The following is a 17170-nucleotide window of genomic DNA, read 5'->3' as shown; positions in this document are numbered from 1 at the left end:
GTTTTCATCGTGAAATGTGCAAAATCTCATATACTGTAACACTTTTATTCGCTGTAATATCAGGCTTCTCTTCATAAAAATTAAACTGGCTATATCCCCATTTATCTGGATTATATACTATTACATTTCCTAAACAATTTTCTACCTTTTGATCCACAATGATAGATTGAATCCCACTCAATGATTCACTTGGAGAAATACTTCCTTCATATTCAACAACATATCTGCATTTCTTAAAGTCATTTTTTACATTAACAACTAATGGAACACCTATATTTATTTGTTGCCATCCAAAAGATTGTAAAATATTATCGTAATACCCTTCAAAGATAAATTTGTTCATTCCTTCATGACCATTCCAAATATATAAAGGTGCATAACAGTTATAGAAATTTCCGTCCTTATCTGCCTCAGTAATTAAATAAGCTTTAAAATTCAGGTCTTGAAAACCATCCGTTTTATACCCATTATCCTTTACCCTTTTCTTAATAATCTCCATATCATAATCTTTCGGCAAAATGACCTTATATTGCATTCCAATCATGTTTATCACTCACTTTCCATCTTATATACACAATGATAAACCGATGATTGACTAACGTAAAATAGGTATAAATTATGTTTGGTATCATTTATAATGATATCGTATAAGGGGCTGTGAGAAATGGAAATAAATGATCTTATTATATTCAAAACTGTGGCTAGCGAAGGCTCTATTAGTAAAGCTGCGAAAGAGTTAGGGTATGTTCAACCGAACGTAACTGAGCGAATTAAAAAATTAGAACAAGAGTTAGAAACACCTTTACTACATAGAGATAACAAAGGCGTTTCTTTATTACCTTCTGGTGACATTTTATTAGACTACACAAATCAAATATTAACGCTAGTAGAAGAAGCAAAAGATAAAATTAAAACGAGTGGGTCTTCTTATATAATCGCAACGTCACAATCTATTTTGACTAATTATGTAAGCAAGCGCATTAAAGAAAATTTTAGGAGTTATCAAATATATGTAGAAAATAGTAGTCATTTGCAAAAATTACTGCAGCAACAAAAAGTTGATATGGTCATTACTTATGAGGATTACCCAGACATATCGTTTAAAAAAGTATTTTCCACTTCAATTTCTATCGGCTTATTAAAACCGAAAGAAAAGTGTACCATTGAATTTTCAAAGGAACTCTTCTTCGTTAGTAATGACAAAAAGTGCCCTTTTAGGAATAAGACGATACAATTTCTAAAAGAAAATAATTTATCTCAGCGCCAACTTCAACAATTAGATTCTTATTCGCTTATAGAAGAGTTTATTCAGGACGGAAAAGGAATAGCCTTTTTACCAATTAAAAATGATAAATTAGTACCAATTGAAGATGTTCCAATTGAGAAATTAGATGTTCATTTCTTTACGAATCAAAATTCTTTCAAACAAATCCCTGATGAACTATTTAATTAATATAATATTTATAAAAGAACTAAATTTACATACAGCAATAAAAATCCCTCCTTTCCGAATCTAAAAGAGGGATTTTCATATTCTATACAATTGATTTTTCACACATTTTGCTCCACTTCTGCACTTTTCTCCTTCTTATTCCGTTTCATATTCTTCAGTCCCTTAACCGTGCCAACTAATCCTTTCGGGAAAACTAGCAATACGATAATGTACAATACACCAAGAATAATCGTCCATCGTTCAAAGATCGGATACTCTGTAGCTAGTTCTGATAAATAATATTTTAGGGATTCAATAATTCCAGCTCCTGCAATGGCTCCTATTAACGTTCCAACGCCTCCAATCATAGTCATCAATAATGCATTTAATGTCATTTCAATTGAAAATACAGTTGTATTAACAAAGCGCAGTGTAATAACAAATAAACCACCGCTTATCGCAGCTACTACTCCTGCAACAACACTAGCAATAATTTTATAATGAAGAACTTTATATCCTAGTGCTTCAACACGTTGCTCATTTTGTGAAATTGCCTTTAATACTTTTCCAATAGAAGATTTTGTGAAAAGACGTAACAGAACAAAAATGATAAGTAAACATATAAGTGTTACATAATAAAAGGTAAAACGATCACGGAATACGTCTGGTACCCCAAATGTAAAACCATCCCCTCCATGAGTAAGCCCGCGCCATTTTTCAGCAAGTACGAAAAACAATTGTGAAATAGCAAGTGTTAACATTGCATAAAAATGACTTTTCAGCCGTAAAGAAAGCAAGCCAATTATATAACTAACAATTGCTGAAATGAAGATTGCAGCTACTAGTCCTATTAAAAAGTTTGTTATAGATACTCCTTGCCGATCAAATAAAAGCGCTACGCCATATGCTCCTATTCCAAAGAACATACAATGGCCGAATGATACAATTCCTGTATATCCAAGCAATACATCAAAACTCATTGCAAAAATAGCAAAGATGAAGATTTGAGTGAACAAAATTAACAAGCTCCGTGAATCATTTACGAATGGAAATACACTTAAACAAATGAGCATACATACTCCGAAGTATACTTTAATTCGATTTGATGTGCTGTTCACCATTTCACCCCTTTTCACCAACAAGTCCATTTGGCTTCACTATTAAGAAAAATAGTAACATTAACATATTGATTGCAAGTGATAAATCCGGTATAAAATACGCTGTAAAAGCACCAGCTAATCCGACAATTAAAGAAGCGATGGCTGAACCTTGTACGCTTCCTAGCCCTCCAATGATTACTACTATGAAAGCTAAAATCGCATACTGCATACCCATCTCAGCGAAAATAACGCCTGAGTATGGTGCTAATAAGAAGCCACCTAAGGCAGCCATCCCTGCTCCTAATAAAAAGACGAAAGAAAATATAGCTTTTACGTTAATACCGAGCGCTTGAACCATCTCTTTATCCATTACACCTGCGCGTATCATAAGACCTATCTTTGTTTTTTTGAGCAATAATAATAAGGCAATGTATATGATAACCCCAATTATGATAACGAATAGACGATATTTAATTAATATAACGCCTCCGAACGTAAAACTTCCTTGTAGCCATAACGGTAACTTTGCCCCAATTGGATTTGGTCCCCAAAATACTTTAATACATTCACTAAGTACAAGCATTCCTCCAAGTGTAACAAGAAGCTGTCGAACATGATTTCCGTATACCGGTCTAATAAGGAATCTTTCTAAAATAAATCCAAGGAACATTCCCATAGCTATTGCTCCAATTAAAGCTAACACATAACTCCCTGTCATATTAAATAGCCAAACACCTGTAAATGCTCCCCATGCAAATAAACCACCATGTGCGAAGTTTAGAACACTCATTAAACCGAAAATAAGCGAAAGACCTGATGCTAATAAAAAAATGAGCATCCCTGTTGAAATCCCATTTACAAATAAATTGATTAACACATCCATCCTTCTCACCCCGGATTCATGTTAAGAGATTCCTAAATATTTGTGACACATTTCCTTATCCTCTTTTAATTCATGCATAAAACCGTTATGAACAATTTTTCCGTTATCCATAATATAAAAATAATCACCAATTTGACTAGCCATCATAAAATTTTGTTCAACGAGTAAAACTGTTGTTTTCTCCTTCATTTTCAAAATAGCTATCATTAATTTTTCTATCATAATAGGAGACAAGCCTTTACTCGGCTCATCAATAAGTAGTAAACCATCACTATTAATAAATGCTCTTGAAATTGCTAACATTTGCTTTTGTCCCCCGCTTAAGAGTCCACTTTTTTTGTGCCAAAATTGCTTTAAATCTGGAAATAGTTCAAGCATCCATTCTATCTTTTCTTCCGCTTCTTCGCCCTTACCTCTAGCAAGAGCGAATGTTTCTTCTACTGTCAGATCGTGAAAAATACCTTGATTTTCTGGTACATACCCTATCCCTTTCCTTGAAATTAAATGTGTAGATAATCCATTTACTTGTGTACGATCATAATAAATTTCACCATGTGCGATATGGTGAAACCCCATAACCGAACGTAACGTCGTAGTCTTCCCTGCCCCATTTCTTCCAAACAGTACAGTAATCGTTCCTTTCTCAACAGTAAGAGATACCCCTTGTAAAATATGAAACTGATCTAAATACGTCTCTATATTATTCACTTGTAATAGTGCCACTATATAATCCCCCTAAATAAGCACTTTGTACACGCTCATCTTTCATAATTTCTTCGGGTAAACCTTCAGCCAATAACTCTCCATGAAATAAAACGATTAGATGATCTGACAAACCTAATACCATATCCATTTTGTGTTCAATAAGTACAATTGTACTCTCTGGATGTTTCTTAATATTTTCAATCACTTGTAATATAGCTGGGACTTCCTCAACCGAAATACCTGCCGTCGGCTCATCAAGTAATAACACATCCGTTTTTAAAGCTAATAACATCGCAAGTTCTAGCTTTCTTTTCTCTCCATGTGCCAAATCTTTTGCTAATACATTCTCTTTCTCCTGAAGTAATACTGTTTTTAAGAAACGTCTCGCCTCTCCAACTTGTTGCTTTAATTTTGCTGGACTCGGGAAAAAACTATAGTAATCTTGTACGAATGATTGAACACTTAAACGGACATTTTCAAGTACCGTTAATTCTGGGAATATGTTTGTAAGCTGAAAAGAGCGACCGATTCCTAAGCGTGTTCGATCTGAAATCGATAGTTTTGTAATATCTTGCCCTTTAAAATACACTTCACCTGTTGTGGGTGAAATCTGTCCACTTAGTAAATTAAATAATGTTGTCTTACCCGCACCATTTGGCCCGATAATAGAAATGAGTTTTCCTTTTTGTACAGTTAAATTTACATCTTTAATAACATGATGCTCGCCAAAAGATACACTAAGATTTTTCGTTTCTAGCAAATGTGTCATGAAATCCCCCCTTTAAAGCTTTAAGTATGAAAAAAATACGTACAAAGAGGGGATCCCCTCTTTATACAAAAACAACAGAAAATTCAGTCTATTTATTTTGAACTGGTGGCTCTGTCTCTTTCATCGTTAATTCTCGCTCTAATACTGGCACTGGATAGTCAACACCATCTTGCTTTTTCAACGTGATAGAATAAAGCGTCTGCATCGCTTGGTGATCCTTTTCTCTAAACTTCATCTTTCCTTTCGGTGTATCAAATTCCATTCCTTCCATTTTCTTAATTAATGTATCTACATCTGTATCACCTTTTGTTTTCTTTAACGCTTCTACAATAGAAATTGCCGCTGACATTCCACCTGCTGTAAATAAATCTGGCACCGCACCATTAAATCGTTTTTTATGTTCTTCTACTAACCAATCATTCACCTTATTTTTCGGGAGTGTATGATAATATACCGAAAACCCTTGCATTCCTACTAATGCATCCATCGTTTTTAATGCCGGAATATCTGGTGCACCAGTAGAAATTTTAATACCTTGCGCTTCTACATTCATATCTTTCAACTGTTTCCAAGGTGAATTCGCCCCTGCCCAAACGATAAATAAATAATCTGGTTTTGAACTAATGATATTTTGAATATTTGCAGTGAAGTCAGTCGAATTTGTATCAGCATATTGCTCGTTCACAATATTTGCACCTAATTTCTTCGCTCCAGCTTTAAATGCAGCAATCCCTTCACGGCCAAATGCATTATCCGGGGCAAATGTCGCAATCTTTACATCTTTTTTTGCAATTGCAGCTGCTCCTGCAATTGCATCTTGCGAAGAGCTTCTTCCTGTTCTAAAAACATACTTATTCCAATTCTTTCCGGTAATACTATCAGCAACTGCCGGTTCTACGACCATTATTTTTTCATATTCTTCAGCTAATGGTAAAACTGCTAATGTATCACTTGAGCTAGACGATCCGACTAAAAAATCGACTTTCTCTTCTTCTAATAACTTCGTAGCTTTTTTAACGGCTACCTCTGCTTTTGTTTCCGTATCTTCTACAACAAACTTAATCTTCTTCCCTTCCACTTTCCCAGTTCCACCGGTTGCATAGTCTAATCCTAATTCAAATCCGTTCACTGTTTGTTTTCCATATGATTCTAATGGACCTGTTAATGAAGCAAGAACCCCTACTTTAATCGTCTTTTCATCTTCTGTACTTGCCTTCTTTCCTGAACAAGCTGCCGTTATGAATAACGATCCTAAAACACAACCAGTAGCCATCATTTTTAGCCATTTACGTTTTTTCATCGACATTGTGATCCTCCCCATACTTTTCTTTCTGATAGAATCAAACACGCCAAAATTCCCTGTCCGTAATCATGACTAACTATAAGATAGGTAATGGAAAACTCTTGTAGTATCCTCTACATTCGGCACAAATCTATAATCACCTTCCTATTTAATGGAAACGGACATACAATCAATATATATTCTACTTTCCAATTGAAAATACTGTTTCGTTGCAGTATTAATCATGAAAAAAGCTACAATAATTAACTTAAGTTCTTAAGTCAATTATTGCAGCCTATGTAAAAAACACTTAATTATTTTCCACTTCCTCTAACCCTTCAGCCAATCGCTTCTTATCTAGCCCTTCCCCTATTACTACTAAGTTCGTTGGGAAACCGAAGTCTTGTTCCAGTAAAGTCGGTACTCCGAACGAGTATTGGAATAAGTGAGGATATTTGTCCCCATGAAATTTCACAAAACCTTTTACACGATAAATACTATCTGGTAAATTTGAAAGCCATTCATATAAATTGTCTTGATCAATCGATTTCGTAAATTGATATGTCATCGTTTGTATATGTAAATGCTGTTTGACATGTAGTGTCTCATGTTCCCCATCATTCATAAATTCAGCTTCTTCTATATCTTCTAAAGATATATTACAATATTTTGTTTCAAACAATTTTGCATGATTATTTATTGCTTTCACGTCTTCAATTACTTTCTTCTTATCCGCATCTGTTAGTAAATCTGATTTATTAATTAAAATATGGCTACCAAATTTCATTTGCTCATGCAGTAGCTGTTGCACATTTGCACTTAATATACTTCGATTTAACCACCTTACTGCATCTAAAACGACTACTATTGATTTCACTTCTAAGAACGGTGCTAAAATTGGTGATACACATGCATCTAGTACTTCAATTGGATGCGCAACACCTGTCGTTTCTATATAAATGACATCTGGTCTTTCTTGCTGGTATAACGAATGTAATTGTATTTCAAGCTCTTCTTTTAACGTACAACAAATACATCCTTTAAGAAGTTCTCTTAAAACATTCTCTTTTCCAATAATATCTGTATCTACTGAGTATTCACCAATTTCATTCATTAATACTGCAACTTTTCTATTCTTCTTTTTCTCTGCTAACAATAAATTTTGTAATAATGTTGATTTTCCACTACCTAAAAAACCACCTAATATATGAATCTCCACTTTATTCATTCAACCGACCATCCATTTCTTTACTTCAAATGTATTCAAAGCGTAATAATTACGATTTATATTTATCATTTTATTAAAAGAATGACCATTTGTAAATATAAGAGATTCACTGTTCATTTACTTCATATGCAACTCTAACTCCAGACTCAATTGCCCCTTGCATCCATCCATGTGTTAATGTCGTATGCTCTCCTGCAAAATGTACTTTTCCAGATGGTGGTGTAATATACGGAAATAACTCGAGCTCTTGGCCTGGTTCGAAAGCTGTAAATGCACCGCAAGAATACGGATTTTTACTCCAGCTAAAAGATGTTCCAGTGACAAACTCACTATAGACGATGTCACCGTATATTTCCGCTAAATTTTTTAATGCGTAACGAATACGATCTCTTTGCGGGAGACTATCCCATGTTAACGCCTCATCTGCCCACGTATAACTTGCTATAACGATAGCTGGTCCTGGAGTATGAATGCCATAACTCGGATAGTATGTAAACCGTATCGGTAAATCAGTAATAGATTTACCGCCACACTGTCCCGCTTTCTCCCAAAATCTACTTTTAAACTCTATTGCAATTTTAGTTGCAGCAATATAATTTAATTCACGAATTGCTCTTTTTTTAAAATAAGAGAATAAATAGTATGGCTGAACTTCTACAAATCTTAACGCTGAAAATGGAATTGTAATAATAGCAAAATCACTTGTTATTGTAAATTGCTCTAACGTTTGTTCATGATTTCCTTGTAACATTACTTTATTATCTTCTTGTATAATTTTATCAACCTTATACGGCATTAAAATATGTTCCCTTAATTGTGGTAAGAATGCATTCGATAACTTATCCATTCCACCAGTTATTTCATAATATTTCGTTGTTGAAGTAAAGAAAATCATTTCACGTAATACTTCAATTAAGGACATTCCCATATAAGCTTCCATATCAAGAAGTACCCCAATCATATCTATCGCACCATCTGAATAATACTCCATTAAAAATGAACCAAGCGAATACGTTTTATACTTTTTTTCAACGATAAGCCAGTTTTTATCAGGATCCTTCTTAATGTAATTTAGTATTGGTTCTAACACTTCAATCATTAGCTCTTCTGCCGTTTTTCCTCTTTCTTTATCCAAAACCGGATATTCAAGTACACTTGGATCATTTTCAAACACATTCAATCTCGTTTGAATGTTATTCGTATAAATGATATCTGCAAAAGTTTTATTTATAAAAAGGTTTAAAGGTAGTTTAAATTTATGAATATACGCTAAGGTTAACTTATGGGTGTCAGGGATTCTCATCGGGCCCGCATTAAAATATAAACCCACACTAAATGGTTCCCGAATCGTATACACTCTGCCACCTATTCTGTTATTTGCTTCTATAATCGTTACTTCGTGCCCAGCCTCTTTTAATAAAGAACCTGCAACTAATCCAGAAATCCCTGCACCTGCAATCGTAATCCGTTTTGGGTTATTCTTTTTAACAAGCCCTGCATGAATAATATGAATCATTTCTTCCATTGCTAATGGATTCCCCATGCCATTTCCCCTTTTACAAAGGATTTTACTGAATTATATTCGGTTCACTGAATTCCTATGTTTTGTTCGCGGATTTGCACGGATACATTTTCAAATACTTGAATATCTTTTATAAAATGTAATAAACTAGATATGACTCTATAGAAGTAAGACGTATTATCTTACATAATAAAATTAATGAAATTGCGAGGAATTTTGAAATGAAAAAAGGGATTAACCGTGTTGTACTAGTAGGAACAGGAGCGGTTGGATGTAGTTATGCTTACTGTATGATTAATCAAGCTGTGGCTGAAGAATTTGTTTTAGTTGATGTAAACGAAGCAAAAGCTGAAGGGGAAGCAATGGATTTAAGTCATGCTGTTCCATTCGCGCCAGCTCCAACTAGAGTATGGAAAGGTAGCTATGAAGATTGTAAAGATGCTGATCTTGTAGTCATTACGGCTGGATTACCACAAAAGCCAGGCGAAACACGTTTAGATTTAGTTGAGAAAAACGCAAAAATCTTTAAACAAATTGTTCGTAGTATTATGGATAGCGGCTTCGATGGTATCTTCTTAATCGCAACTAACCCTGTCGATATTTTAACTTACGTAACTTGGAAAGAATCTGGTTTACCGAAAGAGCGCGTAATTGGTTCTGGTACAACACTTGATTCTGCTCGTTTCCGCTATATGTTAGGTGAGTACTTCAATATTGGTCCACACAACATTCACGCTTATATTATCGGCGAACATGGCGATACTGAACTTCCAGTTTGGAGCCACGTATCAGTAGGTATTCAAAAACTACAAACACTGCTTGAAAAAGACAACACGTATAATCAAGAAGATTTAGACAAAATTTTCATAAACGTTCGTGATGCAGCTTACCATATTATTGAGCGAAAAGGTGCAACTTATTATGGTATTGGTATGTCACTTCTACGTGTTACTAAAGCGATTTTAAATGATGAAAATAGTGTATTAACTGTATCGGCTTACTTAGAAGGTCAATATGGTCAAAAAGATGTGTATATCGGTGTACCTGCTGTTTTAAATCGCGGCGGTGTTCGTGAAATTTTAGAAGTAGAATTAAGTGAAGACGAAGAATTAAAATTCGATCACTCTGTTCAAGTGTTGAAAGAAACAATGGCTCCTGTTCTTTAATGATATATGCAAAAAGCAATCCAAAATTTGTTGGATTGCTTTTTACTTTATTTTCTATTTTTTAATCGATTCCTCATTATTTACATCAAGTACATCTAATAAAAAGATGAAGATTGGTATCCCAATAATAAGCCCCCATATTCCAAGAAAATGTTCTGAAAAAATGAGAATCATAAATGTATAAAAGATTGGTAAATTTGTTTTCGCAGACATAAACTTCGGGTTTAAAAAATAACTTTCAAGAGCATGGATGACTGTAATGAACACAAGTATGTACACAACGTATATAACTCCGCCTACGTTATAAGCAATAATACAAAGTGGAAATAAAGAAATAATCACACCTGCAACTGGAATCAACCCTAGTAGAAAAATCATAACAGCTAATACGAGAAGCTGCGGAAATCCTAAAACAATTAATGCAATAACAGTAAGAATACAATTTACAACCGCAATTAAAAACTGTGCTTCAATTACTTTACCGAACGATCTTGCAAACCTTTCGCCAAAATATGCAATCTCCTCATAAAAAATCTTTAGCTTACTCTCTTTAAATTTAGAAGTAAAGGTAATAATACGCTCTTTTTCTAATAAGAAAAATAAGCTTAATATGAGAGACAATAATATTTGTAAACTTACCTTCCCTATATTTGCTATCGATTGATAGATGACATCTACACCTTGTTCTATATACTTTGATACTTCCATTCCGTTAATTGTCGAAAGTGCATATTTAATAATTTCATTATCAGGCGGGTTTTGAAAAAACAATTTAAATTGATAAATCAATTGCGAAATTTGTATCGTTAACACAGGTAAATATTTATACAATGTCGTGCCAATAAAGGAAACTAATATGATATACAAACAGGCGATAACAATTTTCCGGTTCACTTTCAATTTCTTTGAAATAAAACGTTGAAATCGATCCATTAAAAATGTCAGTATAAACGTAATTAATATTAAGTTGATCATACTTTTTAATCCATATAATACAAGCGCTAATATTATTAAAACGAGAAACCGTTGAAACCCTCTACTTCGAAAGAAATTTTTCACTTCATTCATTAAGATTTAACCTCCCCCTTCAATGGATGGAAATTGAATATATTACATTTTATGAACTTCTATAGACAATCTTTCTTACTAATTAGGAAGAATCCTTTTTTTCTTTTTATATTGTTAGATTCTATTTATATTAGCCCACCTACTTACTTCAGTTGAGATCTTTTTTTCGTTTAACCTTTTACAATTTAGGTGGTTTTCTATTTTTAGACTGCTGTTCATACGCATATCCAATATTGAACAGTTCCTTCTCACCGAATTGCTTCCCGACAAATACTGCACCTACTGGCTCTCCATTGTTATCATATCCTGCTGGCACTGCTAATTCTGGATAGCCAGCTACAGCGGATAGAAGAACTTCCTCGTTATTAATCATAACTAAAGCGTCTAAACCCTTTTCTACTAAATATCTATTCAGCTCTTTTTTTGCATTTTCTTGACTCGTTTGCACTACTTTTTCAAACTCATCTTTCGTTATAGCAGATTTTTCAGACGCCTCAATTAATGTTTGTCCATATTTTATTCGTCTATTACTATCCTTTTTATTAAACGCTATAATCTCTTTTAACGATTTTACCGGCACATTTTTTTGTTGTGAAAAATAGTCGTTTACATTATGCTTGAACTCATATTCTAATGTTTGTAAATTATCTACCCCCCCATTGTTTAACTGAATATACTCAGTTAATATCGCACCTGCATCTTGAAGGTCTTTTCTAATCTTTTCTGCTACTGCTTTTCTATTTTCATCTTGTTGGTCTACAGAAAAAAGAAGCCCTATGTTTTTCCCTTTTAATCCATCTATTGATAAATCCTTTGTATAATCAATTCTTTCTTTATCTTTCACTTTTTCTGTCATAACATCTTTTTCGTCATAACCTATCATTGCATTAAATAACGTTGCTGCATCTTTTACCGTTCTTGCCATAGGTCCTGCTGTATCAAGAGTTTCAGCTAACGGAATAATTCCTGTTCTACTTACCATGCCTAAAGATGGACGTAACCCAACTACTGATTGCTGCGCTGCGGGTGCTACAATCGATCCTGTCGTTTCTGTTCCGACTGCAAGCGGTGCAAAATCTGCTGTAACTACTGTAGCAGATCCTGAACTTGATCCCGAAGTATCGAATGTAATCGGATCGTACGGATTTAAATTTTGTCCTTTCTTCCCGCTATACCCGCTTGGCATTGTAAAAGATAAATAATTCGCCCACTCAGACATATTCGCTTTTCCTAAAACAAATGCCCCTTCTTCTTTCAACTGCTTCACAATTGTTGCGTCTTGATCTGCAATCCAATCTTTTAATACATAAGTTCCTGCACTAGTCGGCATCACTTTTGACGTTTGTACATTATCTTTTACAACGACAGGAATACCATATAAATTCGACTTTTTGTTTCTACCTCGCTCTTGATCTAACTTTCTTGCTTCTTCCATCGCATTAGGATTTATCTCTGTAACAGCATTTAATGTTATTCCATTTTGATCATGTTCTTGTATTCTAAAAAGATAAATACTCGTTAATTCTTCATATGATAATTTCCCATCATCAATCATTTTTTGAAGCTCATCTACAGTCGCATTTACGACTTCTTTTTCTTTTATCTTTACATTTTCTATGTTAATTCCTTTGAGCTGATTATGTATCGGTTTTAACACTCTTTCTTTATCATATACAATACGCTCAGGTTCCTTTGGAAAATAATTTTTATACACGTAATACCCTCCGGCACATGCCAATAGGACAATACCTCCAGCGATCGATAACGTTATCTTTACCCACTTCTTCATGTTGTTTCCTCCACTCTAACAGTTGCTCAATTGTATTGAAAAAGAGAGTTATCTTTATAACTCTCTTTAATAAAAATGCTAAATGAAAAAATGAAGAATTTCAATTTCATTACTTCTTTTTTTGCATTTGCTTCGCTAATAATTCCTTCACTTGATTATACGTTAACCCTGAATTTTTATTTAAACGCTTTACTTCCTCAACATCAGTACCTACCACTGTATATTTTTTCTCATCATTCATTTTTCTAATTCCCTTCTCACCGGATTATTTCTTATATTTCTTCCCTAAATGCACATAATTTAACACCACTACAAAAAAGGAAGCTGTTTTTAAGTACAGCTTCCTTCTCGTTACATATTGTATTTCTTAATAAAATTTCACTACATCTTCAGTAGGCAAGAACGTTCTTTCTGCTGGTTGTTCGTTTGGTTCACCAAATGGCATTTGACCTACTAAGCTCCACTCTGCTGGAATATTCCAAGTTTCTTTCACTTCAGCATCTACGATTGGGTTGTAATGTTGTAATGACGCCCCAATTCCTTCAGCAGATAATAACATCCACACAGTATGTTGTAACATCGCATTTCCTTGATGAGACCAGAATGGGAACTGCTCTTTATATAATGGTGCGTTTTCTTGCATTTTTTCTACAGTTGCTTGATCTTCAAAGAATAGAACTGTTCCTACACCTGCATGAAAACCTTTTAGTCTTTCTACAGTCGCTTCAAAGTTTTCTGCTGGTACGCGGGCTCTTAATGTTTCTTTCACAATATCCCAAAACTTTTCATGCTCCCCATCCATTAATACAACCATACGACCACTTTGCATATTGAAAGATGTTGGGGCGTGTAAAGCTGTTTTTAGCACTTCTTCAATTCTTTCTTTCGTAATTGCATCATTTTTTGTTACTTTACGAATGGAACGGCGGTTCACGATTGCTTCTTTTAAGTTTGTTTTAGTTGCTGACATTTTAATTCCTCCAAATGTTTGTTTTATCATTTATTTTGTTATTTCATAACAAGCGAATTAGCAATATCCATCGGTATTACATTGCATACCTTCAAATGAATTTGTTTTATCCTTTTCAATTTCTTTATCAATGACCCTTTGTAGCGTTTCTTTACTAGCAAGCCCTTGAATGATTTCATCTCCAATCATGACAGTTGGAACAGCCATAATATTCGCTTCATCATGTGCGTGCTGAATTGCTTCTTGATGCTTTTCCTTATATTTACGAGTTACTAAAGCATCTTTAAATTCCGCCTCAGGAAGTCCTACTTCTACCGCTAATTTTGTTAACACATCAATATCTTCAATGTTTTGCTCTTCTTGGAAAAATGCTGTGAATACGCGGTGATGATACTCATTACCTAGTCCACGTTCTTTCGCAAATTGACACCCTTCGAAAGCTAAATGTGTATATGGATGCGGAGAAACACGTGGCAAACGCATATCAATTCCTAACTTCTTCGCTGTCGGAAGAATGAAAGCATCCCATGAACCTAATTTTTCTGGCTCATTCCATGGATCTATTTTTGAATATGGACTTGGACGTAATTCAAATGGCATCCATTCAATTTCTACATCTTTTTCTTTCGCTACTTCATCTAATGGACCTTTTGCTAAAAAACAAAATGGACATATAAAATCTGAGTATACTTTCATTTTTATAGTCATAACTTTTACACCTTACCTTTATAGTTGTAACCACACAAGTTACATTAATGTTAAAAAAATATAAATATGATTTAAGCATTCATTTTTTCTTGCAAAGTTTCAAACAGCTGCCCCATCGTAATATTTCTCAAAACTTCTTCCATCGCAGATTGCGCTTGTATTAATATAACTTCTAATACAGCTTGAATATTTGCTCCGATTGGACAATCTGGATTTGGTTGCTCATGAATGTGAAATAATTTATCCTCTTCCACTACATTCACTGCATGATACACATCTAACAATGTGATTTCATGTAAATCCTTTAGTAAACCTGCACCACCCGGTCCACGATTTACGTAAACAAAGCCAGCTTGTTTCAAGTACGACATGATTTTACGAATGACTACTGGATTTGTATTGACACTCTCAGCCATATAGTCTGAAGTACAAAGTGAAGATGGATTGTTTTTCAAAATAGATAAAATATGAACAGCTATGGAAAAGCGGCTACTAATTTTCATCGTAATCACCACCTTGATGTAATCATTATAGTTACAACTAAAAAATAAGTCAATCCTTTTCACATATTTTTTATAAATAAATTAAAAAGTGTCCCATTATAATATACGAGACACCTCTTTTTATTCTGCAAATAGCGCCTGAAATTCTTCAATAAATAGCTGCACAGCGATTGAAGAATCCTTTAGTGAAGGAACAGCTAAAGCAATTTCTCTCCATACTTGCGGTTCCAATTCTCTCGTTTGCACATTTTTTGGTAAATTCGTTAAAGATAATTCAGCTAATATTGCAATACCTAACCCTTCTTGAATCATATTTAAAGCTGTCGTAACTGTCGAAATTACATACTCAGCTCGAAGTGGTACATTTACTTGTTTAAACATATCGATAATAGGTGGTTCGTATCCGCCCTTACATAATATGATCGGTTCATTCTCCAAATCACGAATTGTAATAGCGTCCTTCTTGCAAAGAGGATGATCCTCTCTTAAAATAACAACCATTTTTCCCTTCGTTAATGGAACAATCTCCATCTCTTTATTAGGTAAAATAACAATCCCTATATCAACAACCCTCGATACTAACCAATCTTCAACTTCTTTAATCGTTCCTTCATAAAGAACGACTTCTAAGTTCGGATACTTCTCCTTAAAATGGTTTATCATTTTCGGTAAGAAATGTGCAGAAGCACTCGGAAAACTCCCAATTCGAATCGTCCCAACTTCGTGTCCTTTCTCCATCGCAACTTCTTGTTCAATCTTCTCTACACCGTTCAAAATCTCTCTAATATGTACAAGAATTCTGCTTCCTACATCCGTAACAATTAACCCTTTTCGTTTATCACGTATAAGAATCGTAACTCCTAACTCTGACTCAATACTTGAAATGGCATGACTTACAGCCGGCTGCGTCATATTTAACACCCGAGCTGCCTTCGTAAAACTACCTAACTCAACAGTTTTTATTAACACTTGAAGTTGTGTAATGGTCATAACTAATCACTTATACTCCTCATAAAAAAGATTCATTTTATTTATTACAGTCGATATCATATCATAGTGAAATGAATAACATCAAGGAGGTCTTACAGTGACACAGCTTTCTCGAACTAAGACGGCCATCATCCTTATCTTTCTCGTTTTCATGTGGGGAATCAATTGGCCTTTATCTAAGTTTGCTCTGCATTATACACCACCCGTTTTATTTGCAGGCGTTCGAACTTTAATTGGAGGATTCATTTTACTCCTTTTCGCATTACCGAAATACAAAGAGTTACACTTAAAAGAAACTTGGCATTTATACGTTATTTCTTCTTTACTTAACATCATTATATTTTACGGATTACAAACTGTCGGCCTTCAATATATGCCTGCTGGTCTATTTTCCGCCATCGTATTTCTACAACCCGTTTTACTTGGTATTTTCTCGTGGATATGGCTTGAAGAATCAATGTATGGGTTAAAAATTTTCGGGCTTATACTCGGATTTATTGGTGTAGGTGTTATTAGCTCTAGCAGTTTAACTGGACATATTTCTATTATCGGGATTCTTCTCGCGATAGGATGCGCTATTGGCTGGGCACTTGGAACCGTATTTATTAAGAAGACTGGGCACCGCGTTAATTCCATTTGGATGGTAACACTGCAACTTATTATTGGCGGACTTTGCTTAATTGGATTTGGATCAGAGTTTGAAAGTTGGTCTAGTATCGCTTGGAGTATGCCGTTTGTTAGTGTACTACTCTTTATTTCATTCTTTGTTATTGCAATGGGGTGGCTTGCATACTTCACACTCGTTGGAGCTGGTGAAGCGAGTAAAGTTGGGGCTTATACATTTCTCATTCCTCTAATCGCTATTATTGTAAGTTCAATTTTCTTACATGAAGCCATTACTATTAGCTTATTTATCGGACTATTATTTATTGTAGTGAGTATTTGTTTCGTAAATATAAAGCCGAAAGCACTTGCTGTAGGGCAGCGGGTTGAAGTGAAGTAAATTAACATAAGAAGGAGCCTACTGATTGTAGGCTCCTTCTTATAATTATTAC

The 17170-nt window shown here is 34.4% G+C and carries 18 protein-coding genes; 3 read left to right on the top strand and 15 right to left on the bottom strand.

What is annotated here, in order from left to right:
* Window positions 1-4: 4 nt before the first annotated feature.
* On the bottom strand, window positions 5-544 hold the full coding sequence (locus NLJ82_RS09565; protein WP_000579900.1) for a DUF4865 family protein: 540 nt from the start codon (window positions 542-544) through the stop codon (window positions 5-7).
* Between the two features lie 120 nt (window positions 545-664).
* Between NLJ82_RS09565 and NLJ82_RS09560 the strand changes: the two genes are divergently transcribed.
* Window positions 665-1453: a LysR family transcriptional regulator gene (locus NLJ82_RS09560; RefSeq protein ID WP_000405012.1), complete on the top strand. Its 789-nt coding sequence runs from the start codon at window positions 665-667 to the stop codon at window positions 1451-1453.
* A 98-nt stretch (window positions 1454-1551) separates the two neighbouring features.
* On the opposite strand, the gene NLJ82_RS09555 is transcribed toward NLJ82_RS09560, so the two are convergent.
* The 7 genes from NLJ82_RS09555 to NLJ82_RS09525 form a co-directional block, all read right to left on the bottom strand.
* Window positions 1552-2505 (bottom strand): branched-chain amino acid ABC transporter permease, encoded by a 954-nt coding sequence (locus tag NLJ82_RS09555; RefSeq protein ID WP_002081376.1) that lies wholly within the window; start codon window positions 2503-2505, stop codon window positions 1552-1554.
* A gap of 49 nt (window positions 2506-2554) precedes the next feature.
* Complete coding sequence (locus tag NLJ82_RS09550) at window positions 2555-3415, bottom strand: branched-chain amino acid ABC transporter permease (RefSeq protein WP_000382789.1); 861 nt, start codon at window positions 3413-3415, stop codon at window positions 2555-2557.
* 21 nt (window positions 3416-3436) lie between these two features.
* Entirely contained in the window at window positions 3437-4138 is a 702-nt protein-coding gene (locus tag NLJ82_RS09545; protein WP_001196704.1) for a branched-chain amino acid ABC transporter ATP-binding protein, read from the bottom strand.
* Complete coding sequence (locus tag NLJ82_RS09540; RefSeq protein ID WP_000149327.1) at window positions 4116-4889, bottom strand: ABC transporter ATP-binding protein; 774 nt, start codon at window positions 4887-4889, stop codon at window positions 4116-4118. The genes NLJ82_RS09545 and NLJ82_RS09540 overlap by 23 nt, the downstream gene beginning before the upstream one ends.
* An 88-nt stretch (window positions 4890-4977) precedes the next feature.
* Entirely contained in the window at window positions 4978-6195 is a 1218-nt protein-coding gene (locus tag NLJ82_RS09535; protein ID WP_000061983.1) for a substrate-binding domain-containing protein, read from the bottom strand.
* Between the two features lie 286 nt (window positions 6196-6481).
* Window positions 6482-7399 (bottom strand): CobW family GTP-binding protein, encoded by a 918-nt coding sequence (locus NLJ82_RS09530; protein ID WP_001044947.1) that lies wholly within the window; start codon window positions 7397-7399, stop codon window positions 6482-6484.
* 106 nt (window positions 7400-7505) lie between these two features.
* Window positions 7506-8942: a flavin monoamine oxidase family protein gene (locus NLJ82_RS09525; RefSeq protein ID WP_000527992.1), complete on the bottom strand. Its 1437-nt coding sequence runs from the start codon at window positions 8940-8942 to the stop codon at window positions 7506-7508.
* 200 nt (window positions 8943-9142) lie between these two features.
* On the opposite strand from NLJ82_RS09525, the gene NLJ82_RS09520 reads away from it, so the two are divergent.
* Entirely contained in the window at window positions 9143-10087 is a 945-nt protein-coding gene (locus tag NLJ82_RS09520; protein WP_000715326.1) for an L-lactate dehydrogenase, read from the top strand.
* Window positions 10088-10141: 54 nt separating this feature from the next.
* On the opposite strand, the gene NLJ82_RS09515 is transcribed toward NLJ82_RS09520, so the two are convergent.
* From NLJ82_RS09515 to NLJ82_RS09490, 7 genes are all read right to left on the bottom strand, one after another.
* On the bottom strand, window positions 10142-11155 hold the full coding sequence (locus NLJ82_RS09515) for an AI-2E family transporter (RefSeq protein ID WP_001006574.1): 1014 nt from the start codon (window positions 11153-11155) through the stop codon (window positions 10142-10144).
* A 178-nt stretch (window positions 11156-11333) separates the two neighbouring features.
* The gene (locus NLJ82_RS09510) at window positions 11334-12944 is read right to left on the bottom strand and encodes an amidase family protein (protein ID WP_000759430.1); all 1611 of its coding nucleotides are present in this window, start codon (window positions 12942-12944) and stop codon (window positions 11334-11336) included.
* A 109-nt stretch (window positions 12945-13053) separates the two neighbouring features.
* On the bottom strand, window positions 13054-13185 hold the full coding sequence (locus NLJ82_RS28655; protein ID WP_000997341.1) for a hypothetical protein: 132 nt from the start codon (window positions 13183-13185) through the stop codon (window positions 13054-13056).
* Between the two features lie 126 nt (window positions 13186-13311).
* A complete protein-coding gene (locus NLJ82_RS09505) occupies window positions 13312-13914 on the bottom strand; it encodes a nitroreductase family protein (protein ID WP_001276944.1) in 603 nt (200 codons plus the stop codon).
* Window positions 13915-13971: 57 nt separating this feature from the next.
* Window positions 13972-14622, bottom strand: coding sequence for a DsbA family oxidoreductase (locus NLJ82_RS09500; protein ID WP_000153047.1), 651 nt, complete (start codon window positions 14620-14622; stop codon window positions 13972-13974).
* A gap of 71 nt (window positions 14623-14693) precedes the next feature.
* Window positions 14694-15125, bottom strand: coding sequence for an Rrf2 family transcriptional regulator (locus NLJ82_RS09495; RefSeq protein WP_000704076.1), 432 nt, complete (start codon window positions 15123-15125; stop codon window positions 14694-14696).
* 120 nt (window positions 15126-15245) lie between these two features.
* Complete coding sequence (locus NLJ82_RS09490; protein ID WP_000156768.1) at window positions 15246-16115, bottom strand: LysR family transcriptional regulator; 870 nt, start codon at window positions 16113-16115, stop codon at window positions 15246-15248.
* 97 nt (window positions 16116-16212) lie between these two features.
* On the opposite strand from NLJ82_RS09490, the gene NLJ82_RS09485 reads away from it, so the two are divergent.
* Window positions 16213-17118 carry a DMT family transporter gene (locus NLJ82_RS09485; RefSeq protein ID WP_000192785.1) on the top strand — a complete coding sequence of 302 codons (906 nt, stop codon included), beginning with the start codon at window positions 16213-16215 and terminating at the stop codon, window positions 17116-17118.
* Window positions 17119-17170 lie beyond the last annotated feature (52 nt).

It is taken from the genome of Bacillus paranthracis, from assembly GCF_024296885.1.
GTDB classification, from domain to species: domain Bacteria; phylum Bacillota; class Bacilli; order Bacillales; family Bacillaceae_G; genus Bacillus_A; species Bacillus_A paranthracis.
This window is presented reverse-complemented; position numbering and strand designations above follow the sequence as displayed.

Coding starts and splice junctions, on each gene's coding strand:
- NLJ82_RS09565 (WP_000579900.1), bottom strand. CDS start 544: ATGATTGGAATGCAATATAAGGTCATTTTGCCGAAAGATTATGATATG.
- NLJ82_RS09560 (WP_000405012.1), top strand. CDS start 665: ATGGAAATAAATGATCTTATTATATTCAAAACTGTGGCTAGCGAAGGC.
- NLJ82_RS09555 (WP_002081376.1), bottom strand. CDS start 2,505: ATGCTCATTTGTTTAAGTGTATTTCCATTCGTAAATGATTCACGGAGC.
- NLJ82_RS09550 (WP_000382789.1), bottom strand. CDS start 3,415: ATGGATGTGTTAATCAATTTATTTGTAAATGGGATTTCAACAGGGATG.
- NLJ82_RS09540 (WP_000149327.1), bottom strand. CDS start 4,889: ATGACACATTTGCTAGAAACGAAAAATCTTAGTGTATCTTTTGGCGAG.
- NLJ82_RS09535 (WP_000061983.1), bottom strand. CDS start 6,195: ATGTCGATGAAAAAACGTAAATGGCTAAAAATGATGGCTACTGGTTGT.
- NLJ82_RS09530 (WP_001044947.1), bottom strand. CDS start 7,399: ATGAATAAAGTGGAGATTCATATATTAGGTGGTTTTTTAGGTAGTGGA.
- NLJ82_RS09525 (WP_000527992.1), bottom strand. CDS start 8,942: ATGGGGAATCCATTAGCAATGGAAGAAATGATTCATATTATTCATGCA.
- NLJ82_RS09520 (WP_000715326.1), top strand. CDS start 9,143: ATGAAAAAAGGGATTAACCGTGTTGTACTAGTAGGAACAGGAGCGGTT.
- NLJ82_RS09515 (WP_001006574.1), bottom strand. CDS start 11,155: ATGAATGAAGTGAAAAATTTCTTTCGAAGTAGAGGGTTTCAACGGTTT.
- NLJ82_RS09510 (WP_000759430.1), bottom strand. CDS start 12,944: ATGAAGAAGTGGGTAAAGATAACGTTATCGATCGCTGGAGGTATTGTC.
- NLJ82_RS28655 (WP_000997341.1), bottom strand. CDS start 13,185: ATGAATGATGAGAAAAAATATACAGTGGTAGGTACTGATGTTGAGGAA.
- NLJ82_RS09505 (WP_001276944.1), bottom strand. CDS start 13,914: ATGTCAGCAACTAAAACAAACTTAAAAGAAGCAATCGTGAACCGCCGT.
- NLJ82_RS09500 (WP_000153047.1), bottom strand. CDS start 14,622: ATGACTATAAAAATGAAAGTATACTCAGATTTTATATGTCCATTTTGT.
- NLJ82_RS09495 (WP_000704076.1), bottom strand. CDS start 15,125: ATGAAAATTAGTAGCCGCTTTTCCATAGCTGTTCATATTTTATCTATT.
- NLJ82_RS09490 (WP_000156768.1), bottom strand. CDS start 16,115: ATGACCATTACACAACTTCAAGTGTTAATAAAAACTGTTGAGTTAGGT.